Source organism: Sedimenticola selenatireducens (genome assembly GCF_007625115.1).
GTDB lineage: Bacteria > Pseudomonadota > Gammaproteobacteria > Chromatiales > Chromatiaceae > Sedimenticola > Sedimenticola selenatireducens_A.
Genome location: NZ_VMNH01000006.1, coordinates 39,735 through 64,324, shown reverse-complemented (window position 1 = coordinate 64,324; position 24,590 = coordinate 39,735). Strand labels below are relative to the sequence as shown.

The window sequence follows — 24,590 nt, the reverse complement described above, 5'->3', positions numbered from 1 at the left end:
CTATGAATTAATCTTTACTTACTCTTCACGCTGCTTTGAAACAAACTCCCTGTGATGACGACTGAACAGGGCTTCCAGATCATCAATTACCGCTGTAGCGACACGCCCCTGCATAATATGCGCGGTCATCAGAGAGGATGTCTCGGTCAATAAATCTGATTTTTCCAGCATATGGTAACTGGCCGAGAGTCGCTTGATCGCTGCCACAACGCTTTCACTCTCTGGACGGGGCAACGGCACAGGCTCAAGGGATATTTCTACTTGAGCAGATTGACCTGATTCACCCGCACGCTCAACAAGAAACTCAGCAAAGGCCAGCATGCTGAGTTTATCCTGTTCACACAATGCTGAATACAGTTTGACTAGCTTTCGAGTATCCTCTGAAAGCTTCTGCTTAGGCAGCAACATATTCAGTCAATACAGTCGTTCTTATGTTCTTCGCAATACTTCTGTGCAAATTCCAGCAACTCTTCCATCACACGCGCCCTGAATTTTTGCTTCTGATGTACAAAAGAAAACGGCCTTTCAAGTGAAGGGGCGAGATTGATCGCCACCAGCGTGCCTAATTTCAACTCTTTCTGGATTGTTGCTCTGGAGACAACAGAAATACCCATACCCGCTTCAACAGCACCCTTCACCGCCTCAGGGCTGCCCAACTCCATGGAAATATTCAGTTCATCGACATTTTCCTTGATCTGAGCAAGGTACTCATTAATCACTTCACGGGTTCCAGAGCCCTCTTCTCGGCAAATGAACGGATACTTAACCAGATCTTCATAAGTGAGCGTTGAACGCCCTGCTTCTGGATGTCCTGGAGGAACAATAGCCACCAGCTGATCAGCCTTGCACATCTCAACAACCAGATTTTTGTTGGCCACCGGCGCCTCAACAACACCCAGGTCGATCGCATTGTTCTCCACCATATGAACAATGCCTTCGGTATTGGAGACCTTGAGATGAATATTTACATCGGGATACTTAACCTTGAAGTCACCCAACAACGCTGGAAGCATATATTCAGCAATCGTGGTACTGGCACCGATAGTGAGTGATCCGCTGATCTCGCCTGTCATCGCGCGTACTGAATTTTCCATCTCAGCATAGAGTTCGAAAATTTTTGCCGCATATTCGTAAACATGGGCGCCCGCATCAGTAAGGCTAATGCGGTTGTGCGTTCGATCAAATAGTCGGGTATTGAAATAATCTTCAAGCTGCCTGACCTGAAAAGTCACTGCCGGCTGCGTCATATGAAGAGATTCTGCTGCCTTGGTGAAACTGAGCAACCGTGCAACGGTATGAAACACCTGGAGTCTGCGATCGGCCATATGATTCCCCACAGAAAGTATTCTAATAAAATCTTTTTATAGCATACCTGTACTTGAAATAGCCAACGATTTTAGAAAATTATAAAGTATTAATATCATATCACTTCATCACAGCATCCCAGCATCAATCGAGGTATGACGCTAAGCCCCGTTACTCTGGCTTCTGCGTGAGCAATCGCAGCGTCGCCTCAATGGCTCCAGGCGCCCTAATAATCCGCGTGAAGCTATGATCGCCCGTCCGCTTAATATCGGGGAAATCCAACGGAAGTTTAAACCGTGGATGTAATGCAAATACCTTACCCCTTCGAACCACTACGCTATACGGCAATCGAGGTGTGTGTTTGAGTATCGCCGAATCCACGGCTGCTGAAATTGCCCTATCACTCCCTTGCCCCTGGTGTATCGACACACCAAAAATAGTCGTCGCTATACCGGGAATATCAATTTTAAAAACCTTACCAAGCCTTTCAGAGTAAGCAGATAGATTCTGCTCGACATGCTTCAGTGCCTGCGATTGATTATTATATTGGCCTAACTGCAAGAAATCCTCGAAAGACTCCATTCCGTAGGAATATTTGTAGGTAGAGAGTTTCTCCTGAGAAATTCCCCTCGCACCGAAAGACTCTTGAGCGCCAAGCACCTCCTTGAGTTGTTGATTCACCACGCTTAAGTCAGCCTTTATCTGAAAGGCGTATTGATAATACTGTGGATTAGTATAGGCAATCTGGATCTTGCCACTTACGCGTGTCAAGCTGACGCTTTGTGCAACCGCAAACACCGCCCCAAGGTCAGTTCTCGCAATATTTTTAAGATAGTCATTGGTAACAACCAGCACGTGACTCTCTGCATCCGGCTCATATTCGCCGATCAATTCAAAACCACCTCTTACCAGCGCCTCTTTCACCTCAATTGATGATTTGCTCATATCGCCTTGCACATTAGACGAGAGGATATAAGGACGCAGCAAGGGGGCGTCTGCAAAGGCCATCCAAGAGCTGCCAAGGAAAAGTAATAAAACATATAACTGTTTATATGTAATAGGGAGATCCATTCCAGTACCATCGTGATCAATGCGTGCACCTATAATGCACCGTTCTGGTCGGAAAAACGAACCATTCCAATGAAATCAAAAGAGCGTCGGTCTAAATTGTGCAGTACATCAAACTGATAAATATCAATGCACAAAAAAACAATAAACAATTCGCACCCTGTTTCAAACGGTTGTGCAAATAAAAACAAGATGCTAGATTCTGCCGAATAATTATATAAATGGTCGACGTGCGCCCCCCTTAATAACGACCAACGGGTCAAAATGACCTTACTATTAACTGGCCGCCATTGGCTCATGAAACTTACCGGGGAATCCACAAAATGAAAAAACTTGCACTTGTCTCTGCAATCTCACTGGCGGCATCGGGCCAAGTAATTGCTGCGGGCTACAAACTTCCAGAGAACTCAATAAATGGGACGGCGCTTTCAGCAGCCTATGTCGCCAATGCCCATGGAGCAGATGCCGCCTATTATAATCCTGCTGCAATGGTGTTTAACGAAAGCGGTGCATCACTTGAGGCAAATCTGACAGCCATTCACCTTACAAGTATGGACTATTCAGGTGCTGGTGGCAGCGATTCATCAAAGAAAGAGAATTTCTTAATCCCATCTTTTCACTATGTGAGCCCTGAAATGGGTAATGCCCGATTTGGGTTGTCCGTAGTAACTCCTGCTGGATTAACTAAAAGATGGTCTGGCCTTGGAGCTTCAACAGCGGAAGAATTTACCCTCAAAACTGTTGAAATCAACCCTACCGCTGCTTATAAGATTAACGACCAGTTTTCAGTTGCAGCAGGTGCTCGAGTTATCTATAGCATGGGCGTTGTAAAAAGCGGACTTCCAGCTGCTGGTTTTCGAGATATGGATGGTGATTCATTTGACTTCGGTTACAACCTAGCACTGCTGTTCAAGCCAACGGACGTGCTCTCACTGGCGGCCACTTATAGATCAAAAATAGACCTAACTGTTTCCGGTGATGCCCGCATCGGTTTCACCGCAGGGCCTACCACAATGTATAACGGAGATGTATCAGTGCTGGTTCCAGTGCCGGCAGCACTAAATCTGGCAGCGGCTTATGATGTAACACCAGATACCACCGTTGAACTTGTTTTTGAACGAACCTACTGGTCAGCTTATGATCAACTAGATTTCAACTATTCAGTAAATCTTGCAACCATACATGCGGGACTCGCTGCTTTCGACAACCCAAGTATAAAAAATTGGTCTGATAGTGATACCTATCGCATAGGTATTAGTCATAAACTAAATAACAAGTGGGATTTAATGGCAGGATTCGCCTACGACAAAACGCCAATTGACAATAAATACTTAGGTTTCGAGCTACCAGATACTGATGCGAAGATCTTCTCCTTGGGTGCTAAGTACAAATATTCAGACAAAATGACAATTGGCGGCGCTTTTCTCTATGACAAAAAGGATGAACTATCTCTAACTCCTGCTGATGGAAATACTGGAACAGGTGGCGCATTTTCAACTGCTACAGTGAAGGATGCTGCGGCTTATCTATTAACCGTTGGGCTTGAGTACAAGTTCTAACTCGAAATAAACCGGGCTTGTCCCGGTTTATCATTCGGCATAAAAAAGCCGCGCTTCGATCAGAAGCGCGGCTTTTTATCGCAATACAAGCCTACTTAGATATAGAGGCAGATATCACTTTCACCGGCAAATTCGAAGAAACGGGCTGCACCGGCATATTCGATACCATCGATGAACTCGGATGTGTCCATATCAAATAGATCCACAGTCATCTGGCAGGCGATCAGTTTAACTTCCGCTTCCTGACACAGCTCACGCAGCTCTTCAAGACCGGCGACACCTTTATCTGCCATCTTCTTTTTCATCATCATGGTCATCATGGACTGCATACCTGGCAGTGCCGTGCCTAACACAGGGAACCACTTATCCATACCCAATGGCATCGGCATACCGGGATTTCCCAGTGGGGTGACCTGTAGATCGAGCTTCTTACGAAGCAATTGGAGACCATAGAAGGTAAAGAATATCTCTACCTCATACCCAAGCGCCGCCGCAGTGGATGACAGGATGAATGGCGGGTAAGCCCAGTCCAAAGATCCTTTGGTTGCAATAATGGCTAATTTCTTTGCTTCCATCTGAATATCCTCCAGTGGATAAGAATTGATTTCTGATTTGTCGGATTATGACTTTTTGATCAGAAAATGAAATTTACCGCCCTCTTCACGCGATTCCATCAGCTCATTGCCGGTCTGCTTTGAGAAGGCTTCAAAGTCTTTTACTGAACCAGGGTCGGTCGCAATAATGTGCAGAACTTTGCCAGACTCCAGTGCGGTCAGGCTCTTCTTCGCGCGCAAAATAGGCAGTGGGCAGTTCAGACCGCTCGCATCCAACTCGTCATCAAAATCAGCCATGGTAAACCTCCAAATCTTTCGTTTCGTTGTAAGAAAATCAGTCGTATCTTATATTCTAATTATCGAGCAAACGCAAGCCGATCAAACCCATGCAAGACCACTCGCCCGATACGTTAGATTGCAGATCCATCTCTGCTCAGTGCAACACTCATCCATAGGCCACAATGCTGTAGCCATTACGGGCCCAGTCGATAATGCCACCTTGCAGGTTGACCACGTTATTAAAACCCTGCTGCATCAAATACATACAAGCATGGTAAGAACGTGCTCCACTGCGGCAGTAAAGAACAATATCTTTTTCACCTGAAAACTCATTCATTTTCAAGGGAATTAAATGCATTGGAAGGTGGGTTGAGTGAGGCAGCACACCACCAGCAACCTCGGCCTCGCTACGAATATCCAGCAAGTAGAGTTCTTCGTTTGCTGCCAGTTTGCTCTCTAGCTCTTTTGAATTGATCTCTTTTACCACGATTGACTCTCTTGCGATGATTACCCTAGTTATTTAGTATATTATAGATTTACTAATATATTCAAGCTATGCTATTTATTGTTCCACTCATAGCCGCATGTTAGAGTTCCGCCTCATTCTATGAGCATGACAATCAGGCTCAAAGACACAATGACCGCGACTGAAGGTAGCCGATGGATTTTTTTCCCATTTTCCTCGATATTAAAAACAGAACAAGCCTGATAATTGGCGGTGGCGAAGTCGCCGCGAGAAAGGTCACTTTGCTATTAAAGGCTCAAGGAAAGATTCGGGTAGTCTCTCCATCGCTCTGCCCTGATCTACAAAGTGCCGTTGATCAGGGACAGATTGAGTATGACTGTAGAGCGTATCAATCCAGCGATCTGGATGATGCCTATTTAGTCATTGCCGCGACAGATAATGCAGACATAAACAAGCAAGTATCCGAAGAAGCACGTGCTCGCCATCTTCCTGTGAATGTGGTCGACCAGCCTGAACTCTGTACCTTCATCACGCCCTCAATTATCGACCGATCCCCTGTCGTTGCGGCCATCTCAACAGGCGGAGCCTCTCCCGTTTTGGCACGCATGATACGCAGCAGGCTGGAGACACTCATACCCGCCGGATACGGAAGATTGGCAGAACTGGCCAATCGCTTCCGCGATCGCGTAAAGGCACGTTTTGAAAACCCATCTGATCGACGGATTTTCTGGGAAAAAATTCTGCAGAGTGGTGTAGCGGAAAGAATTTTCTCAGGACATATCGAAGAAGCCGACGCCAGCATGGTTCGTGCCCTTGAAGAAGCAGATGCAGACAATCAAATGGGCGAGGTCTATCTGGTCGGCGGAGGACCAGGTGATCCGGACCTACTCACATTCCGCGCCTTGCGTCTCATGCAACAGGCCGATGTAGTGGTTTATGATCGATTGGTTGCCGCACCTGTGCTAGAAATGACCCGCCGTGATGCCGAACGCATCTATGTGGGCAAAGAACGTGATCATCATGCCATGCGTCAGGAAGAGATCAACCAACTGTTGGTGGACTTGGCCAAGCAAGGCAAACGGGTTGTCCGTCTAAAGGGCGGAGATCCCTTTATCTTCGGACGGGGTGGCGAAGAGATTGATACCCTCTCCGAAGAAGGCGTACCCTTCCAGGTCGTTCCGGCTATTACCGCCGCGTCCGGTTGCGCGGCCTACTCGGGAATCCCGCTGACTCATCGGGACTATGCACAATCGGTCACCTTCGTAACTGGCCACCTGAAAGATGGCTCGATCAATCTGAACTGGACTCAATTGGCTCAGCCACATCAAACAGTTGTTTTTTACATGGGCTTGGTTGGCCTGCCGGTCATCACCCAAAAGCTGATTGAGCATGGTGTCTCTCCTGAGATGCCCATTGCGCTGATTCAACAGGGCACAACCGAGAAACAGCGGGTATTCACAGGCACCTTAAGTAATATCCAAGCGATTGTTGAACGGGAGCAACCCAAACCACCGACGCTTATTATTGTCGGGCAAGTCGTAGAGCTACAGGAAAAACTGAGTTGGTATAAAGCACCCGAAACACCTAGAACGGGCGCAACTTCTCCTATAATCCGGGAAGATAGCTGATCGAGTTTCGACGTGCAGTTACTTTTCAGGGTACACATATGAAAACATACGCGGGTTAGAGACAGCTTATGAAAAACTCATCCACCTTACCTGAGAATCCTTTTCTACCGGCACCGCTGGCACTCCCACTCAGTCTCGTGTCCAGTACCTCATATAGCCTTATGATGGTGAAGATACTGAACAAGCTATTCGCTCCAGAGCTGGCGGATGGTGAGCTGGACTTTCTCAGTGACAAGGTGATGCGGGTGGATGTCATTGATGCTCGCTTGAGTTTTAGCATTACACTCCGCGACGGCGTTTTACAGGCTGCCGATAAAAAGCAACCTCACAATCTCAGCATCGAAGGGACCATCTACGATTTCTTACTGCTCGCTACACGGCGTGAAGATGCCGACACGCTGTTCTTCAACCGCCGCCTGCGGCTTGGTGGTGATACGGAGCTAGGGCTTTATGTGAAGAATTTTCTAGATGCTTTGGAACTGGAAGGGAGAATTGGTCCATTCCTAAAAATGCTTAATGGTGTGACAACCCTCATCGGACGTGTACCCAATCTGCCAAAACCGGCATTTAAACTGCCTATACCAAAGTTACTACGCCGCAGTTGATTCTGAACTGATCATGATTGGAAAACAGGTTTATAGCAGCGCCTGAGCCGCCGCCTGAGCCTTGTTTTCCATGCCAGCATCTCCATACCAGTAGCCATTGCATGAACCCACTGGGATCAGACGATCGAGTTTCTCACCACCTGACTCAAGAGATAGATCCCCTCTCAGGCACTGATCAAACAGCGCAATAATCTTTCCTGTGTGATGGGCCTGTGGGCTTATTCGCAGGACATCAACATCCAACTCACGAATCTGATCAATCTCTGATATCAGATTGAAAGTATGCGCAGACTGGGTCTGGATACCATTCAGTGCCAGAAAACGCGTGTCGTCCTGCGCAGAAAGTGTCAGTCCATCCGGAAAATCCAGACACCGATACTGACAGTCGTCTTTCGGCAAATTGTAAGCACGAGCGGTGAAACAGCGCGCTGAATAGGCCAGCGGCAGACGACCGTATGCAAATAATTCTGTCTCCACCCCTTCCGGCCTGAGCTCTTGCATTACTTTCAAAGTCTGCTTGGAGAGCTCCACCGGAAAGACCCAGCGCTTTAAACCCTGTCGAGCCAGCAGATTTAAAGTGCGTTCGTTGTATATATTGACGCTGTGACCCGCGACAAATGGCTTACCGCGCATCATCTGCACAGCGCCCATATCGTTCGCTTCAACCAGATGCTTACCGTTGTCACACAGACGACGTAATCGCTTCAGTTCAGACTCAGCCTCCAGCAGTGCCAAGGTGGAGAAAACCACTTCCTTGCCTGCGGCTGACAAGCGCTCAGCCAGGGAAAACCAATCATCCGTCCGCATTAAACTTCGCTTTGAGCAGATGGTTTCTCCGAGATAGATAATATCCACGGGAGAGCTAGCCATCTCCTCATAGAAGTCGAGCAACTGATCCTTTGCCCAATAATAGAGGACAGGACCGAGTGAGAGTTTCGGCTTAGCATTCATAGTTAACAGACCTTACTGCCAGGGACGACTATAGGCACCGAGCGTGGTTTGCGTCCCTTCCGAGACCTTACCCAGCTCAGCCATCCATTCCGCCTGTGGCGCGTAGTTTTCAGGGTCGCGCTGACAGGCGTCCAACGCAGCACGCCAAACCCGAGTCACCTGTTCAACATAGACCGGACTGCGTTGGCGCCCTTCTATCTTGATTGCAGCAACACCCGCTGCCTGCAGTTGAGGCAACAGCGCCAATGTATTCAGACTGGTGGGTTCTTCCATTGCATGGTAGGTATTATCACCCACCCGGAAACTCCCTTTACAGAGCGTTGGATAGCCGGCATTTTCTCCTTTAGCAAAACGGTCAATCAAAACACCGCCTAGCCGGGTCTCAAGGCCTTGCGGCGTTTCCCGCCACTCTACATGACTGGCGGGTGAACAGGCACCGTATGTATTGGGCGAGCGGCCCGTTGCATAGGATGAGAGAATACAGCGCCCTTCGACCATCACACAAAGGCTGCCAAATCCGAAGACTTCAACCTCTACCGGGCTATTATTCACCACGTGCTCAACCTGTCCCAGCGAGAGTACACGCGGCAATACAGCCCTTCTGATACCAAAATTATCCTTGTAGAACTGAAGTGCTTCGTAGTTTGTCGCAGAGCCCTGCACTGAGAGGTGCAATTTCAAATCCGGGTATTGATTGACGGCATAATCCAGCACACCAATATCAGCGGCAATCATGGCATCCACACCAAGATCTGCGGCCTGATCCACAGCATTCTGCCAGCGCGACCACCCATCAGGCTGGGGATAGGTATTGAGCGCGAGAAATACTTTCACTCCCCGCTGGTGGGCATAGCGGATTCCTTCCGCAATCTTGGCGGGTCCAAAGTTCAAACCTGCAAAATGACGTGCATTGGTATCATCCCGAAAACCAAAATAAACCGCGCTCGCACCATTATCTACAGCGGCCTTAAGCGAAGGAAGATTACCGGCAGGACATACTAATTCCATCATTCAGTCACTCTTTCGTGTCATTCGGGGCAGGAAACCTCTCATAGCGAGGCAAGCCACTGTTATGTGCGCAATTAGACAAATGAGTGCATTAACAGCTTGCATCTAATTTCCTGCAACAATATCGGGTAATTATCCCTTCCGAAGCAGGAGACAAACAACCCCTAATTCGCATGGGTATTTACCCAGTCTATACCAACGACATCACTTGGTTTAATCACCGCTATTGGGTATCCTCCAGCGCGATATAGGGCTTTTCACAACGAGTACCCATGATCTATTACTGGATTAAATCCCTGCACATTGGCACGGTCATCTTCACAATCAGTTTTTTTACCCTACGCTTGATCTGGATGATGAACCGGTCAGGACGAGTGAATCGACCCTGGGTCCGCCGGCTGTCCCAATTTAATGACACGTTGCTACTGATTGCCGGTATTGGACTGGCCCTACTCAGCCAGCAATACCCGTTTGCAGCACCCTGGCTGACCGCCAAACTGATTGCACTACTGGTTTATATCATACTGGGAATGTACGCCCTGAAGTGGGCCAGAAGCCGTCAGATCAGGCTCTACTTTGGATTGATGGCACTTGCATGCGTCGGTTATATCGTTTCAGTCGCACTGACAAGGATGGTCTATCCCTGGAATTACCTGTTGCACTAACTGTGCAGTTCTCAGTGTTCAGCCACTTCACTCAAACCATCGGCATCGAGTATTTGTAGACGCTTGTGACGCAGTTGGATCAAGCCCTGCTTCTGAAACCGTGTCAGTACTCTACTCACAGTTTCACTGGCCAGACCAAGATAGCTGCCGATATCACTGCGCGACATACCGATCTGAAATTCGATCTGACGCATCCCACGAGTATGCAAGCGTTTGGTGAGACTGAGCAGAAAGCCTGCGAGTCGCTGATCGGCGCTTTGATGAATCAATGCGGTAATCAGTTGATGATTGAACGCTACCTCCGCACTCAACATCTTAATAATGCCTTGCTGTAGCTCTTCACGCTCACGGCCGCTCTTGGAGAGTGATTCCAATCTGAGCTCACAGACGCTGCTGTCCTGCAACGCCCTGGCAGTATAGGGGTAACGCTGACCGGAAAGACCCTCGATACCAACCAACTCACCAATCACATGAAATCCGACAACCTGATCAACACCTGATGCTTTGGGTATATAAGTTTTAAACGATCCAGACTTAACCGCAAAAACCGAACGGAATGGATCATCCTTGAGAAAAATAGTCTCTCCACGCGCAACATGGCGACGCCGCAACAGCACGCCCTCAGGCACGTTACTCTGCTCATCGGCATAATCCAGGATTGAGCACATTGGATCCAGACCACAGTCCTCACAGGCCACCTCACCTGGAGCGGGTCGCTCTGGAACTCTATTACGGCCAATTTGCGGAATATGTTTTCTCAGTCTATCCATCATTCAATTCAATTTGGTGTTAGTTACAATTTATAATCCCATTTCATCACCCAATGGGATCTATACGCCTTCTAGCATCAATTCTCATTCACGAACAGAGTTTAACCATCAAACTATAAAAAAACCAAACAAAATTATTACCTTGGGATACCTCCAGGCCTCTACACTATAAAAAACGCCCTGCCAGTATGACCCTGGCAGGGCGCTCAGATGATTACAGAAGAAACCTTTATTTAAACAAGGCGTCGACAGAAAACCCATCTTTCTCCAAAATGCTACGCAGCCGTTTAAGCGCATCCATCTGAATCTGCCTGACCCGTTCGCGGGTTACACCCAACTCATTAGCCACTTGTTCGAGTGTGGCATTTTCATATCCGTGCAAACCAAACCGTCTTTCAACCACCTCACGTTGTTTGTCATTCAGCTTATTTAGCCACTCATCCAGGTTGGCCGTCATTCCTTCAGTTTGCAGACTATCCGAGGGATCTTCCGATTGGATATCCGGAATGGTATCCAGTAAAGGTTTATCTGCATTTTTACCAAAGGGTGTATCCACAGAAGTTATACGCTCATTTAATCCGAGCATATGCTTAACTTCATCAATCGGCTTATCCAACAGATCGGCGATTTCATCCGGTGTCGGTTCATGATCCAGCTGCTGGGTTAGCTTCCTGGCAGCACGCAGGTAAACATTGATCTCTTTAACTACATGAATCGGCAGACGAATGGTACGCGTCTGGTTCATTATGGCTCTCTCGATGGTTTGACGAATCCACCAGGTTGCATAAGTGGAAAATCGGAATCCGCGTTCAGGATCAAACTTTTCAACCGCTCGAATCAAGCCCAGATTGCCTTCTTCAATCAGATCGAGTAGCGCCAACCCCCGATTCATATAGCGACGCGCTATTTTCACCACTAACCGAAGATTACTCTCGATCATCCTTTGGCGAGAAGGAACATCACCTTTCTGCGCTAATCTCGCTAAAGTGACCTCTTCTTCTGCAGTGAGCAGTTTCGAACCGCCTATTTCACTCAAATAGAGGCGTGTGGCATCCATCTGGGCAGATGAAGAGGCGCCTCCATCATTTTCAGTGATCAGTTTCACATCAGAATCAGCTTTTTTCCTCATCCGTGATTTTTTGTCAGAGGAATTTTTAACGGCAGCATCCTCTTCGCTCTCCTTACCTACCTGATGTTTTACCATACAATCCCTCCTGATGAATTCTTGCTGATCCAACGATCTGCAAATCAGGGGTGGCGAGGTAACAGCTTCAGAGGATCGATTGGCGCTCCATTGCGCCTGATCTCAAAATGAAGCATTGGCTTTCCGTTACCATCACTGCCCATTTCAGCAATACGCACTCCCTTCTCAACCGTATCACCTTCTTTTACATGTATTTTTCTATTGTATCCATAGGCGCTTAAATAGTTTTTATTATGCTTAATAATCACCAGCCGTCCGTAGCCAATCAAGCCATTGCCTGCATAGACCACCTTCCCTGATTCCGCTGCGTTGACAGAGGCTCCGTATCGCCCGTTGATCTTTACGCCTTTTCGTACCGGATCGCCTTTTACAAAGCGTTCCGCCAATGAACCCTTTGTCGGCCACAACCACTGTAACTTTAGGGAATCAGTCGTCTTTTTCCCATTATTCGATCTAGATATTACGCCCTTTGTGGCCGCGTCAGATACCCTTTTATCTGATACTACAGACTTATGGGTAGCGGTGGCACCCTGAGTTTTTAGGGTTTTTGAGGTTTTTGTGGAAGGGGCAATCTGCGGAGCGCTTCGCCTGGCTTTTGTTATGGGTCTAAGCGAGAGCCGTTGGCCTGGATAAATCGTATAGGGATAACGAACACCGTTCCAGCGAGCAATCGAGGAGTAGTCGATGCCAAAACGCCAGGCAATTGAGTAGAGTGTATCGCCACGTTGTACGCGATAGGTAGACGGCCTTACAGTTGGACGACTCACAGTGGGGGCTTCTCTGGACACTACGGGCGCACGTACCGGGGCAGTACATCCTGACAGGAACAGTAGGAATGGTAGAATAATCACCCAGGCATAACGGGGCCAGAAAGATCTGGTCAGCGCATAAGTGGCTACCTTTTGATTTAGACCAAAGGCCTCAGTGCCAACCATCGCTCTCCACTCTTTCCCCCTGTTTGATGCTGTTCCTCGATGACTTACGCTATCAATAAGTAATCATTACCCTTGAGTTTTAACCCAAACGATTGCTCCCCCAAGTACCAATACCGTTGCCCAACCGATTCTATCGATATACTTGTGTAAGGCATCTTCCATTCTTTCGCCACCCCAGGCCATCAAGCCCGCGACCAAAAAAAAACGGGCGCCACGGCCAATGAATGAAGCCAGTACAAATGGCAGCAGGGACATGGAAATAACCCCCGCAGTAATGGTAAACAATTTGTAGGGTATAGGAGAGAAACCGGCAATAAAGATGGCCCAAAAGCCCCATTCAGAAAACCACTCCCTTGCCACCAGATATTTGGGGTAATAGCCCGCTGACTGCAGCAACGGCTCAACAAAATCGAAGGCAAACAGTCCAATGAAATAACCCAGTAATCCACCCAGCACAGACGCAATTGTTGTAATAAACGCCAGGTTCCATGCCTTGCCTGGATTGGCTAGGGTCATCGGTGCCAACATCACATCGGGAGGAATAGGAAAAAAGGAGGACTCGGCAAAACTGAGTCCGGCAAGATACCGTGGAGCATGGCGATGACGTGACCAGGCTATAACACGCTTATAGAGCGACGAAAACAGCTTCATTAGAGGGTTCCTCCCAACAACGGGACAAACACGACCTGTTCCAGCAACTCCTTGTCATAACCGTTTTTTGTTCGTGTCACGCGTACCAGCACTTGTTCAGAACGGCTTCCAATAGGCAATATCATACGCCCACCCAGTTTCAGTTGATCTACCAGGGCTCTCGGTATCCCCTCAGGGGCAGCGGTTACCAAAATGCCGTCAAAGGGGGCGTATTCGGGCAATCCCATGCCACCATCTCGATGATGTAAGCGAATATTTCGCAGATGAAGTTCTTGAAATCGTTTTCGGGCCGCCAGCTGCAGTGATTTGATGCGTTCAACGCTGTATACCCGCTTTACCAGCTTTGACAAAATAGCCGTCTGATAACCAGAGCCAGTGCCAACCTCTAGCACGGTCTCCAAAGGTCCGCCTTCCAACAACAGCTCCGTCATTCTGGCGACAATGAAGGGTTGAGATATCGTCTGCCCCTGACCAATGGGTAACGCCGTGTCTTCATATGCCCGACTGGCCAAGGCCTCATCAACAAAGATGTGTCGCGGGGTATTTCTGACCACCTCCAGCACTGTCTGATTTTGAATACCTTCATCCCGCAAACGCTGTATAAGTCGCTCCCTTGTGCGCTGAGAGGTCATCCCGATACCACGATGCACTGAACTACTCATCGCGCCATCCTGCTGAGCCAGCCGTTTAATCGATCGATGTCCGAGTGTCGCGTCAAATCTATTTGGAGCGGTGTGACAGAGACATAACCCTCCCGAATGGCATAAAAGTCTGTCCCCTCACCGGCATCCTGTTCGAGGCCCGCTGGACCGACCCAGTAAATCACGCGACCTCGAGGATCTGTATCCCGAATTACCGGTTCAGCCCGGTGGCGGTGACCCAGACGCGTCACCTGGTACCCCTTCAGTTCTTCATACGGCAGATCGGGGATATTCACGTTAATGATGGTATCTGATGGCAATGGTTCTGCCTGAAGGTGCTCAACCAATTCACGCGCAACACGGGCTCCAGAAGCAAAATGTTTTGGATCATGCGCATTCATGGACAGGGCAATCGCAGGCAAGCCCAGAAAGCGCCCTTCGGTAGCGGCCGCAACAGTACCCGAATAGAGCACATCATCACCCAGATTAGCGCCCGCATTGATACCCGCGATGACCATATCCGGCTCATCATCCAAAAGCCCGGTGATCGCCAGATGCACACAATCAGTAGGGGTACCATCAACCCGGATAAAGCCATTATCAGCAAGCTCTGCCCGTATCGGATACTCTAAGGTCAGAGAATTACTCGCACCACTGCAATTGCGCTCAGGCGCCACCACTGTTATTTCTGCCAAGGCAGATAATTCAGCCGCCAAAATCCTCAGGCCTGGTGCCAAATAGCCGTCGTCATTACTCAATAAAATCTTCATACAGAATCAAAGTGTCCGATTCACTGGATCAAAGGTCAAACTATACTGGAAATGCCCCAACTACTCGACCAGCATTCATCCTATATCGGCACTATCTCCAAACTATTGATATACTAAATCCCGCCATGAACAGCGAAGAACCAGACAATCACGAGACAGTGGATGCACTTTTCCAAAAAGAGATGGAAGATGCAGTGCCGCATGAACATGACAAAACCACACCCTATAAGCCCAAACTAAAACCCATTCCTCTCCCGCTCAATCCAAAAGCAATGGGTGATGATTTAAGCGATCATTTTGTTGACCTCAATCTTGAAACAGGAGAAGAACTTGAGTTCATTCGACCGGGCATTCAGCACCGACTTTTTCAAGAATTGCGTCGCGGTAGGATACCACCCGAATCAATCCTTGATCTGCATGGTCTTCGGGTAATCGAGGCCCGTAAAGCCCTCGCCGGATTTCTCGCTCATGCCATACGCTACCGCCTGCGTGTCATACAGATCATTCACGGCAAGGGCTCCCGTTCTGAAGATCAGCAACCGATTCTTAAACAGAAAATCAATCAGTGGCTCCGACAACGCGATGAGGTATTGGCATTCTGCTCAGCGCCCCACTTTGATGGGGGAACAGGTGCGGTCTATGTTCTGCTCTCTCGCAAGGGATTCAGAGAGGATCACTGGCGATAGTTAATACACTCTCTAAGTACCGTGGTGGCAAAGCAACCCTTAGGTAGAGTAAACGCCAGATCCAACAGATCCCCCTCAAGCGACCACTCTAACGAAGAGACCGGCATACGCAGCGCACGCCGCTCCATTTTGAGACCAAACTGCTCCAGCCCTTGACACCAGAAGCCCAGATTAACCAGCACCTCTTGTTCAAGTTTGGCCGCTTCTCCAGTTACCATAGATTCTCCTCGCCCCCAGAGTGGTCCTGAGACATGAATATCCATACGGTCATGACGATCCAGCAGAAGATCATCAATCTCCTCGGCCAGAAAACTGCTACGGGTGCCATCCAGCATCATTCGCTCACCTGCCAGGGGCTTATTCCAATTGCTTGCGGCAACCCGAGCCGCCAAAACCCGGTTGAACAAGAAAGAGCGCGCGGCGGAGAGATAGAACCCCCGCTTCTGGCGTTTGACACGTTTCAACTCACCTGAAAAAAGCGCACGGGCAGAATCCAGATTAGAGTCACGGGTACCGAATCGCTGCTCACCATAATAATTAGGCACCCCATACAAAGCGATGGCATTCAATGTTGCCTGCAATCCATCCACATCGCCCTGAAATGATCTGACTCGAATATTAAAACGATTACCTTTGAGCGCGCCAATTCGGAGCTTTCGGCTATGCCTAGCGCTGTCGAGTATTCGACACTCATCAGATTCAATAGATTGCCAATCCGGCTCTGGCCTGCCGGCCAATCGGATGGAGAACCACTGCCGGGTAACCGCATGCCGATCCTTGAGTCCTGCATAGCTGACATCTGCACGGGAGACATCGGCGCAACGCGCCAGTAGACCGGCTATCCAGTCCGTATTACTGTCGCGCTTCTCGATATGCAGAAGAATGTGTTCGCCTTCACCATCCGGTTCAAAGGCCGGTATCTCATCTACCCTGAAATCTTCTGGAACGGATCGAATTACACCCGAACACTGCGGCATTCCATAAGCAAAGGGGAGGATATCGTTTTCTGTGTCTGCCACTTTAAGTCATCCAGATTTGATAAAGCGGGCATTGTAACTTAACCACGCGGTGATAGCCGTCTATCTGAATCAAACACGACACGACTCAGACGGCTTATAAGGGAGCCGGAGTATAAACCGAGCTCCACCCGAGTTGGCTGTTTCAACAGAAAGCGCGCCACCATAATTTTCCGTAACAATAAAATAAGAGACTGACAACCCAAGGCCGGTACCTACACCGATAGGTTTCGTAGTAAAGAATGGCTCAAAGATACGTTTTGCCAATCCTGGAGCAACACCTGGACCATTATCCTCAATCTCAATCCTGAAAAATTCACTTTCAGGCTGCAGACGAATAATAAATTGAGGCGGCAGCTGATTTTCACGGCTTGAGGCCATCGCTTGTGCGCCATTTTTTAGCAGATTCAGTATGACCTGTTGAATCTGGCTCTTTTCACAGGATACATAAGGCAATGAATCAGCATATTCCCTGATAATTTTAATCTGTTTAAAGTTTATGTTTTGATCTGCACGATAATCATTCGCAGCCAACTCAATACAACCCTCAACAAGCTCAGCCATATCCTGAGCTTCAAATTTTCGATTGCTCTTTCTACTGAAATTCAACATGTTCTCAACTATCTTTGCCGCACGCTTACCCGACTCCTTGATTCGCCCTATTATGTCGTAGACTTTTCTTTCAGTAAGATAGTGAGTCACTGCTTCAATGGATGTACCACAGGCCGCTGCTGCATCTCTGTTAGCAGGCAAATCGACCTTTATTCTGTTTTCGATCACCTGAATGTTCTGCAGAATACCTGCCAGAGGGTTGTTGATTTCATGGGCCATACCCGCCGCCAAGCCACCAATTGAGAGCATCTTCTCTGACTGAATCATCATCTCTTCGATTCGCACTCGCTCAGTCACATCATCGATACGAATAACGGCACCATCAATGCCATTTGTCGTCAATGGATAGATGGTCAAATCATAGAGTCGCGCCTCCTCTTCCTCGTTAGATATCAAGCGCCTATCGTGAGCCGAGGTGCCTTTCAGGATGGCATCTCTGACAGATCCAACCTCCTGTGCCAGCAAGGGGTAAACCACTGTCAGATGCTGCCCAATAGCACGCTCAGCAGTACATCCTGAAATGATTGACGCCTGATGATTCCACTGAATCACCTTTAACTCCACATCCACACAAATGAGTGCAGATGGCATGGAATCAACCACATTGCTGAATAGATTGCGCAATCTATTCAATTCCGCCTCTGACTCCTCCTGTTGGCGAATATGCAGTCGATATTCATTGATCACCCGGTTACCTGTATTCACCAGTTGACCGATTTCATCCTGACGATGCCCTTGGGGCATGCGGATCTTTCTATCGGCTGAATCGGCCGGGTTGATTCCAGCAAAGGAAGCGGCGGTCTTTATCAATGCCTTGGTTAAAGTGAAGTAAAAAATAACACTCAACAGCAACGCCAATATCAGATTACTCACAATATCAAATGTCAGTAGCAACCCCGCACGGTCAAAAAAACCTTTAGTAACCAGGTAAGGATCCACCAGAACAGTCACCATACCCACTGGCTTCGTGCGCTCCTTCCATATCAGGGGCCACTGATACTGTTTGCTGCTACCCACCAACAGATTGGCCAGATAGCGCAGACGGGTACTGGCCGGTGCACGCTCGGCACTGGCCAAGACACCACCGAGATCATCCTTAAGCTCAGCTTGATAGATTGGTGCATACTCAAACAGTCCCTGTACAACCTGTTTTGCGAGATTATTATCCAGATTGAAGGCCGCTTGAGCAGCCGGAAACTCAAGCAGTCTCAGGACCTGATTGACCGTCTGGTCAATGCGCTTTTTTTCTTGCTTCAAGTCCGTAGTAATTTGGTACAGCGAAAACACCAGGCCAATGATGAACACCGCCAATATGGTGATCATCGCCTGCTTGAAAGATAGGCTGTTTCTGCGTTTTATCTCCACCCGCGCTCCACAGGAAAAGGACCGGCGCTATTCGGCCGTGACCGTGAATCAGTAACAACTGTTCAGCGGCAGCCAATCAGGATACTGGAGTAATGGCTATTAGGTTGACCTTGTGAGTAATACGACAGCGTAACAGGCAATCCCTTCAGCGCGCCCAGCAAAGCCCATCCCTTCAGTCGTAGTGGCCTTTACATTGACGCTGCCACAGTCTGCATTCATATCGGTCGCCAGATTGTGACACATCAACTCAATGTAGGGCTTGAGTTTTGGTGCTTGAGCAACCACCGTAATATCAGCATTCCCCAGCACCCATCCGGTATTTAGCAGGAGCGCCATCACCCGTACGAGCAGCTTTCTACTGTCGATCCCTTTGAACTCATTACTGGAATCTGGAAAATGGTAGCCAATATCTCTCAATCCAGCGGCACCCAATAACGCATCACACAGTGCATGGATAACAACATCACCATCTGAGTGGGCTTCCAGCCCAAGTGGATGATCAATCGTTACACCGCCGAGAACAAGCGGCCGACCTGGGGCAAATCGATGCGCATCATAGCCTTGTCCTATCCGCATAACGGTTCCTATTCCTGGTCTCGACTGTGTTGATTTAAATAGAAATGGGCCAACTCAAGGTCCTCTGGGCGGGTTATCTTTATATTGTCGCTGCGGCCTTCCACCAGTTGTGGGATCAAACCAGCCAGCTCGATTGCGCTCGCCTCATCCGTCACCTGCAGTGCAGAACTTCGGGCACACTCCAAGGCAGCCTGTAAGGCCCCATATCGAAACATCTGTGGTGTGAACGCACGCCATAGCTGCTCCCTGGGTAATGTCTCCAACACCGATGCTTGATCATTGACGCGCTTTATCGTGTCACTCAGCGGGTAGCCCAATAGGCCCCCGACGGCATGATGTCGTAGTGTTTCAATGAGATTCTCAAGATCGGTCCTATGCAGGCAGGGCCGTGCTGCATCATGCACCAAAACCCAATCGTCAGCATCTGCGTCACCCTGCAAAGACAACAACCCATTCAGCACGGAATCGGCACGTTCTGTACCACCGAGCACACGTTGTACCCGGCTGTGTCTTGATGCAGACGTGTTGGCCCACCAGTGATCGGAATCCGCAATGGCTACAATCACTTTTACAATCTTAGGGTGCTTCAGCAGTGCCTGTAGCGCATGTTCGATGACCGGTCGATTGTTCAAAAGCAGATACTGCTTCGGCACATCGGAGCCCATCCGAGTGCCTATTCCTGCCGCAGGAACCACCGCCCAATAACGCGGCTCAGCTTTCACTTTCTAGCCCTCTTATCAGACTCAATAATCTGGTAAAAAATCTCCCCTTCCCTAATCATTCCCAGATCATTTCGCGCCCGCTCCTCAATCGCCTCCAGGCCTTTTTTTAGATCATTTACTTCAGCCTGAAGCGCCTGATTGCGGCGGCGCATCAATTGTAATTCAGCCTTCTGCAGTTCGATATCCTCTTTCAACAGATACAATTCTGCCAAACTTCCTTCACCCACCCAGAGCCGATACTGGAGCACCATCAGCATGACAATGAGCAGTAAAATTAGAGTCCTTATTATCATTCGATATGCGTTCTACTGGCTGCTTACACAAACTGGATCATGATGATATACGACCCCAGAAAACAAAAAGGGCGCGAACTTCACTGGTTACAGCGGTAAGTCGCGCCCCATCTTAATCATGGCTTACACGTTAAAGGCAGTTAAATGCCCCTTTACCGGCATAAACGGCATCACCGCCTAGCTGGTCTTCGATGCGCATCAATTGATTATACTTTGCGACTCGATCAGTGCGACTCAAAGAACCGGTCTTGATCTGTCCTGTGTCTGCCGCCACCACCAAATCAGCGATAGTAGTGTCTTCTGTCTCACCCGACCGATGCGAAACGACAGCAGTATAACCCGCCTTCTTCGCCATACTGATCGCCTCCAGAGTCTCGGTTAATGTGCCAATCTGATTAAATTTAATCAAAATTGAGTTGGCAATATTCTGCTCGATGCCACGCGCCAGTATCTTGGTATTAGTCACGAACAAGTCATCGCCTACCAATTGCACGCGATTACCCAGCTTTTCAGTTAATAACTTCCAACCATCCCAGTCACTTTCATCCATACCATCTTCAACCGAGATGATCGGATATTGATCCACGATACCCGCCAGGTAGTCAGTAAACTCAGCCGAGTTGAATTTCCGTCCCTCGGACGCCAAATCATAGACGCCATCATGATAGAATTCAGAACTGGCCACATCCAGCCCGAGAAAAATATCACTTCCGGTCTTAAATCCGCTCTTCTCGATCGCTTCCAGGATCACCTCAATCGCCGCCACATTGGAAGGCAGATCAGGGGCAAAACCACCTTCATCACCCACGGCAGTGTTAAGTCCGCGGGCTTTCAGTACAGATTTCAGGGCATGGAAGATTTCCGCACCATAGCGTACCGCCTCACGAATAGAACCCGCACCAACAGGTAGGATCATGAACTCCTGGATATCGACACTGTTATCGGCATGGGAGCCACCATTGATGATATTCATCATGGGCACGGGCATTCTGAAAGGACCATCAGAGAGCGAACGGTAGAGCGGAAGCGCCTTCTCCTGAGCGGCTGCGTGAGCGGCGGCTAGCGATACCGCGAGCAAGGCGTTAGCCCCAAGCCGATCCTTGTTTTCTGTGCCATCCAGCTGAATGATCTTATGATCCAGCGCGACTTGATCCTGCACTTCAACACCTAGCAATGCGTCCTTCAACTCTCCCGTAATATTAGAGACTGCCTTGAGTACACCCTTGCCCAGGTAGCGATGCTTATCGCCATCTCTTAACTCCAGCGCCTCGCGAGAACCGGTTGAAGCACCGGATGGGGCCACGGCACGACCAATCGCGCCATCTGCAGTAATGATATCCGCCTCTACTGTGGGATTGCCACGGGAATCCAGGATCTCACGGCCTCTAACATCTACAATTTCAGACATTGTCACTCCATCTTATTGGGTGGTAGGTTTTATAAATATTACGAAACTAGTTGAGTTACAGATCGGCCTCAATAAAACCACTGCGTTTTACCGCCTGATCAAGCTCCATCAAAGTCTCCAGCAACGCTGCAAGCCGATTGAGCGGCCAGGAATTAGGTCCATCACTCAATGCCTTTTCAGGATTGGGATGCGTTTCCATAAACAGTCCGGCGATACCCGCAGCGACCGCCGCGCGTGCAAGAACGGGGACAAACTCCCGTTGACCGCCCGAAGAACTCCCCTGACCGCCAGGCAACTGAACCGAATGTGTCGCATCATAAACCACTGGTGCCTGAGTCTCACGCATCACTGCAAGCGAGCGCATATCCGAAACCAGATTATTGTAACCAAATGAGGCTCCACGCTCACAGACCATGATCTGATCATTTCCTGTACTGCGGGCCTTCTCGACCACATGCTTCATATCCCAGGGAGCGAGGAACTGGCCCTTTTTTAAATTGACTGGCAATCCCTGACTGGCAACAGATTTGATAAAGTTGGTCTGACGACAAAGAAATGCCGGGGTCTGCAACACGTCAACTACAGCAGACACTTCATTCAACGGTGTATCTTCGTGTACGTCGGTCAACAACGACACGCCGATCTCTTTCTTAACCTTCTCTAAAATCTTCAGACCAGCTTCCAGGCCTGGACCTCGATAACTCTGACCCGAAGAGCGATTGGCCTTATCGAATGAAGACTTATAGATGAAAGGAATCCCCAGTTTCGCAGTTAATGCCTGCAACGCTCCGGCCGTATCCATGGCCATTTGCTCACTCTCGACAACGCATGGCCCGGCAATCAGAAACAACGGTTGATCTAGCCCTATCTCAAAGCCCGCAAGTTTCATGACTGCACTGCCTCCCTGCTTGTATCGTATTTGTGCTTCCGAGCAGCCTGCACAAAACCGGAAAACAGTGGGTGGCCGTCACGTGGCGTCGAGGTAAACTCTGGGTGGAACTGACACGCCACAAACCAAGGGTGATCACTGATCTCAACAATCTCAACCAGCTTATCATCCATGGAACGCCCGGCAATCTTCAAGCCGGCCTTCTCAAGTGCGGCAAGATATTGATTATTGAATTCATACCGGTGACGATGACGCTCGATAATTGTCTCACTGTCATACAGTTTTCGCGTCAAGCTCCCCTCGGCCAGTTTACACTCCTGACCACCCAGACGCATGGTACCGCCAAGATCGGATTGCTCATTTCGAACCTCCAGCTGACCATCCGCGTTCAGCCATTCGGTAATCAAAGCGATCACAGGATAAGGGGTCTCACGATTAAACTCAGTACTGTGGGCATCGGGCATTCCCGCCACATTACGTGCATACTCAATCACAGCCACCTGCATCCCTAGACAGATACCCAGATAAGGAATGCGCTGCTCTCTGGCATAACGTACGGTTTCAATCTTACCTTCGACCCCACGCTCGCCAAAACCACCTGGAACCAGAATGGCATCAACACCACTCAGGCAATCGACCCCCTCTTTTTCAACTTGTTCAGAGTCAATGTATTTGATCTTGACCTTGGTCCGGGTATGAATCCCGGCATGAATCAGCGCCTCTGACAGTGACTTGTACGCCTCCGTCAGATTCATATACTTGCCCACCATGGCTACGGTCACGCTGCCATCGGTATTCTCCAGTCCATCCACTACTGCACGCCACTCAGACAGATCGGCGGCAGGGACATTCAGCCCCAACTGCCTGACAACGATCTCATCCATATTCTGCTCATGCAGCAGCAGTGGAATACGATAAATATGGTCGGCATCAACACCAGTGATTACGGCTTCTTCGGGGACATTGGTGAAGAGTGCAATTTTCTTGCGTTCACCATCAGGGAGTGCACTCTCACAACGACACAGCAGTACATCCGGCTGTATTCCAATAGAACGCAGTTCTTTTACCGAGTGCTGGGTTGGCTTAGTCTTGATTTCGCCCGAAGTAGGAATATAAGGCACCAATGTCAGGTGCAGGAACAGGGCATTCTGTCGACCCAGTTCCACACCCATCTGACGAATAGCCTCTAGAAATGGGAGTGATTCAATATCGCCGACCGTTCCGCCTATCTCAACCAGCGCCACATCGGCATCACCCGCACCCAAGCGAATACTGTCTTTCATCTCATTGGTGATATGGGGAATAACCTGCACCGTACCGCCCAGGTAATCACCGCGGCGCTCCTTGCGGATGACACTTTCGTAGATCTGACCCGTGGTAAAATTGTTATTCCGGCCCATGGTGGCGCGTATATAGCGCTCGTAATGACCCAGATCAAGGTCGGTTTCGGCCCCATCTTCGGTCACAAAGACCTCACCATGCTGAAAGGGACTCATCGTCCCGGGATCCACGTTGATGTAGGGATCCAACTTGATCATGGTGACTTTTAGGCCGCGTGCTTCCAAGAGTGCAGCCAGTGAGGCAGAGGCGATACCCTTACCTAATGATGAAACAACACCGCCCGTGATAAATACGAATTTAGTCATTGACTCTACGTCTAATTGGTGGAGGAAAGAAATAACTCAGGACGGGGTTTAATGGTACGCGATTACGGGCCCAGCCTCAATCGGAACGCGGCTAATATATTCGTCTTTGATCATCAAATAAACCGGAATTGAGCCACATCCTGATTAAAAACATCCTAATGCCCTGCAGCAGCTCGTCTCTGGGTAGGCAAAAGCGGGTCAAGCACGCTTAATTAACCGCAAAATACCCCCCTCTGCCTTTGTGCAGGGGTGCTGAATCAAACGCCATCAGTACTGGAATTTTCAAATGATTTGAAAAGAAACTTGATCCAGAGCAAC

Annotated in this window: 27 protein-coding genes; 5 read left to right on the top strand and 22 right to left on the bottom strand. The window is 48.9% G+C overall.

Annotated elements, in window-relative coordinates:
* Positions 1-18 precede the first annotated feature (18 nt).
* The 3 genes from FHP88_RS06930 to FHP88_RS06920 form a co-directional block, all read right to left on the bottom strand.
* A complete protein-coding gene (locus FHP88_RS06930) occupies positions 19-321 on the bottom strand; it encodes a hypothetical protein (protein WP_313957286.1) in 303 nt (100 codons plus the stop codon).
* Positions 322-410: 89 nt separating this feature from the next.
* Positions 411-1,325, bottom strand: a complete 915-nt coding sequence (locus tag FHP88_RS06925) for a selenium metabolism-associated LysR family transcriptional regulator (RefSeq protein WP_144358305.1) — start codon at positions 1,323-1,325, stop codon at positions 411-413.
* Between the two features lie 151 nt (positions 1,326-1,476).
* Entirely contained in the window at positions 1,477-2,376 is a 900-nt protein-coding gene (locus tag FHP88_RS06920) for a hypothetical protein (RefSeq protein WP_144358304.1), read from the bottom strand.
* A 320-nt stretch (positions 2,377-2,696) separates the two neighbouring features.
* On the opposite strand from FHP88_RS06920, the gene FHP88_RS06915 reads away from it, so the two are divergent.
* Entirely contained in the window at positions 2,697-3,932 is a 1,236-nt protein-coding gene (locus FHP88_RS06915) for an OmpP1/FadL family transporter (protein WP_144358303.1), read from the top strand.
* Positions 3,933-4,027: 95 nt separating this feature from the next.
* Here the strand turns inward: FHP88_RS06915 and dsrE2 are convergent, their stop codons facing one another.
* The 3 genes from dsrE2 to FHP88_RS06900 form a co-directional block, all read right to left on the bottom strand.
* Positions 4,028-4,507, bottom strand: coding sequence for a sulfur carrier protein DsrE2 (gene dsrE2, locus FHP88_RS06910; RefSeq protein ID WP_144358302.1), 480 nt, complete (start codon positions 4,505-4,507; stop codon positions 4,028-4,030).
* A 45-nt stretch (positions 4,508-4,552) separates the two neighbouring features.
* Positions 4,553-4,783 carry a sulfurtransferase TusA family protein gene (locus tag FHP88_RS06905; RefSeq protein ID WP_144358301.1) on the bottom strand — a complete coding sequence of 77 codons (231 nt, stop codon included), beginning with the start codon at positions 4,781-4,783 and terminating at the stop codon, positions 4,553-4,555.
* A gap of 148 nt (positions 4,784-4,931) precedes the next feature.
* The gene (locus FHP88_RS06900; protein ID WP_144358300.1) at positions 4,932-5,252 is read right to left on the bottom strand and encodes a rhodanese-like domain-containing protein; all 321 of its coding nucleotides are present in this window, start codon (positions 5,250-5,252) and stop codon (positions 4,932-4,934) included.
* A 173-nt stretch (positions 5,253-5,425) separates the two neighbouring features.
* On the opposite strand from FHP88_RS06900, the gene cysG reads away from it, so the two are divergent.
* Positions 5,426-6,859 (top strand): siroheme synthase CysG, encoded by a 1,434-nt coding sequence (cysG, locus tag FHP88_RS06895; RefSeq protein ID WP_144358299.1) that lies wholly within the window; start codon positions 5,426-5,428, stop codon positions 6,857-6,859.
* Positions 6,860-6,927: 68 nt separating this feature from the next.
* Positions 6,928-7,464 (top strand): ubiquinone anaerobic biosynthesis accessory factor UbiT, encoded by a 537-nt coding sequence (gene ubiT / locus FHP88_RS06890; RefSeq protein ID WP_144358298.1) that lies wholly within the window; start codon positions 6,928-6,930, stop codon positions 7,462-7,464.
* A 30-nt stretch (positions 7,465-7,494) separates the two neighbouring features.
* Here the strand turns inward: ubiT and ubiV are convergent, their stop codons facing one another.
* Complete coding sequence (gene ubiV / locus FHP88_RS06885) at positions 7,495-8,415, bottom strand: ubiquinone anaerobic biosynthesis protein UbiV (protein ID WP_144358297.1); 921 nt, start codon at positions 8,413-8,415, stop codon at positions 7,495-7,497.
* A gap of 12 nt (positions 8,416-8,427) precedes the next feature.
* A complete protein-coding gene (ubiU, locus tag FHP88_RS06880) occupies positions 8,428-9,423 on the bottom strand; it encodes a ubiquinone anaerobic biosynthesis protein UbiU (protein WP_144358356.1) in 996 nt (331 codons plus the stop codon).
* Positions 9,424-9,695: 272 nt separating this feature from the next.
* Between ubiU and FHP88_RS06875 the strand changes: the two genes are divergently transcribed.
* A complete protein-coding gene (locus tag FHP88_RS06875; protein WP_144358296.1) occupies positions 9,696-10,088 on the top strand; it encodes a SirB2 family protein in 393 nt (130 codons plus the stop codon).
* Between the two features lie 11 nt (positions 10,089-10,099).
* Here the strand turns inward: FHP88_RS06875 and FHP88_RS06870 are convergent, their stop codons facing one another.
* From FHP88_RS06870 to surE, 6 genes are all read right to left on the bottom strand, one after another.
* A complete protein-coding gene (locus FHP88_RS06870) occupies positions 10,100-10,858 on the bottom strand; it encodes a helix-turn-helix domain-containing protein (RefSeq protein WP_186297641.1) in 759 nt (252 codons plus the stop codon).
* A gap of 229 nt (positions 10,859-11,087) precedes the next feature.
* Positions 11,088-12,077, bottom strand: a complete 990-nt coding sequence (rpoS, locus tag FHP88_RS06865) for an RNA polymerase sigma factor RpoS (protein ID WP_420492992.1) — start codon at positions 12,075-12,077, stop codon at positions 11,088-11,090.
* Positions 12,078-12,106: 29 nt separating this feature from the next.
* On the bottom strand, positions 12,107-12,997 hold the full coding sequence (locus FHP88_RS06860) for a peptidoglycan DD-metalloendopeptidase family protein (RefSeq protein WP_144358293.1): 891 nt from the start codon (positions 12,995-12,997) through the stop codon (positions 12,107-12,109).
* Between the two features lie 66 nt (positions 12,998-13,063).
* Positions 13,064-13,648 (bottom strand): YqaA family protein, encoded by a 585-nt coding sequence (locus FHP88_RS06855; RefSeq protein WP_144358292.1) that lies wholly within the window; start codon positions 13,646-13,648, stop codon positions 13,064-13,066.
* On the bottom strand, positions 13,648-14,310 hold the full coding sequence (locus FHP88_RS06850) for a protein-L-isoaspartate(D-aspartate) O-methyltransferase (protein WP_144358291.1): 663 nt from the start codon (positions 14,308-14,310) through the stop codon (positions 13,648-13,650). The genes FHP88_RS06855 and FHP88_RS06850 overlap by 1 nt, the downstream gene beginning before the upstream one ends.
* Positions 14,307-15,059, bottom strand: coding sequence for a 5'/3'-nucleotidase SurE (gene surE, locus FHP88_RS06845; RefSeq protein ID WP_144358290.1), 753 nt, complete (start codon positions 15,057-15,059; stop codon positions 14,307-14,309). The genes FHP88_RS06850 and surE overlap by 4 nt, the downstream gene beginning before the upstream one ends.
* 125 nt (positions 15,060-15,184) lie before the next feature.
* Here surE and FHP88_RS06840 point away from each other — a divergent pair, with 125 nt between their 5' ends.
* Positions 15,185-15,745, top strand: a complete 561-nt coding sequence (locus FHP88_RS06840) for a Smr/MutS family protein (protein ID WP_144358289.1) — start codon at positions 15,185-15,187, stop codon at positions 15,743-15,745.
* On the opposite strand, the gene truD is transcribed toward FHP88_RS06840, so the two are convergent.
* The 8 genes from truD to FHP88_RS06800 form a co-directional block, all read right to left on the bottom strand.
* Positions 15,733-16,764, bottom strand: coding sequence for a tRNA pseudouridine(13) synthase TruD (gene truD / locus FHP88_RS06835; RefSeq protein WP_144358288.1), 1,032 nt, complete (start codon positions 16,762-16,764; stop codon positions 15,733-15,735). The two genes, FHP88_RS06840 and truD, sit on opposite strands and share 13 nt — an antisense overlap.
* A 69-nt stretch (positions 16,765-16,833) precedes the next feature.
* Positions 16,834-18,738: an ATP-binding protein gene (locus tag FHP88_RS06830; RefSeq protein WP_144358287.1), complete on the bottom strand. Its 1,905-nt coding sequence runs from the start codon at positions 18,736-18,738 to the stop codon at positions 16,834-16,836.
* A 99-nt stretch (positions 18,739-18,837) separates the two neighbouring features.
* Entirely contained in the window at positions 18,838-19,314 is a 477-nt protein-coding gene (gene ispF / locus FHP88_RS06825; protein ID WP_144358286.1) for a 2-C-methyl-D-erythritol 2,4-cyclodiphosphate synthase, read from the bottom strand.
* A gap of 8 nt (positions 19,315-19,322) precedes the next feature.
* The gene (ispD, locus tag FHP88_RS06820) at positions 19,323-20,036 is read right to left on the bottom strand and encodes a 2-C-methyl-D-erythritol 4-phosphate cytidylyltransferase (RefSeq protein ID WP_144358285.1); all 714 of its coding nucleotides are present in this window, start codon (positions 20,034-20,036) and stop codon (positions 19,323-19,325) included.
* On the bottom strand, positions 20,033-20,329 hold the full coding sequence (gene ftsB, locus FHP88_RS06815; protein ID WP_313957285.1) for a cell division protein FtsB: 297 nt from the start codon (positions 20,327-20,329) through the stop codon (positions 20,033-20,035). Before ftsB ends, ispD begins: the two co-directional genes overlap by 4 nt.
* Positions 20,330-20,459: 130 nt before the next feature.
* The gene (gene eno, locus FHP88_RS06810) at positions 20,460-21,737 is read right to left on the bottom strand and encodes a phosphopyruvate hydratase (protein ID WP_144358284.1); all 1,278 of its coding nucleotides are present in this window, start codon (positions 21,735-21,737) and stop codon (positions 20,460-20,462) included.
* Between the two features lie 55 nt (positions 21,738-21,792).
* Positions 21,793-22,626, bottom strand: a complete 834-nt coding sequence (gene kdsA / locus FHP88_RS06805) for a 3-deoxy-8-phosphooctulonate synthase (protein ID WP_144358283.1) — start codon at positions 22,624-22,626, stop codon at positions 21,793-21,795.
* Positions 22,623-24,272, bottom strand: coding sequence for a CTP synthase (locus tag FHP88_RS06800; protein ID WP_144358282.1), 1,650 nt, complete (start codon positions 24,270-24,272; stop codon positions 22,623-22,625). Before FHP88_RS06800 ends, kdsA begins: the two co-directional genes overlap by 4 nt.
* Positions 24,273-24,590: the final 318 nt, after the last annotated feature.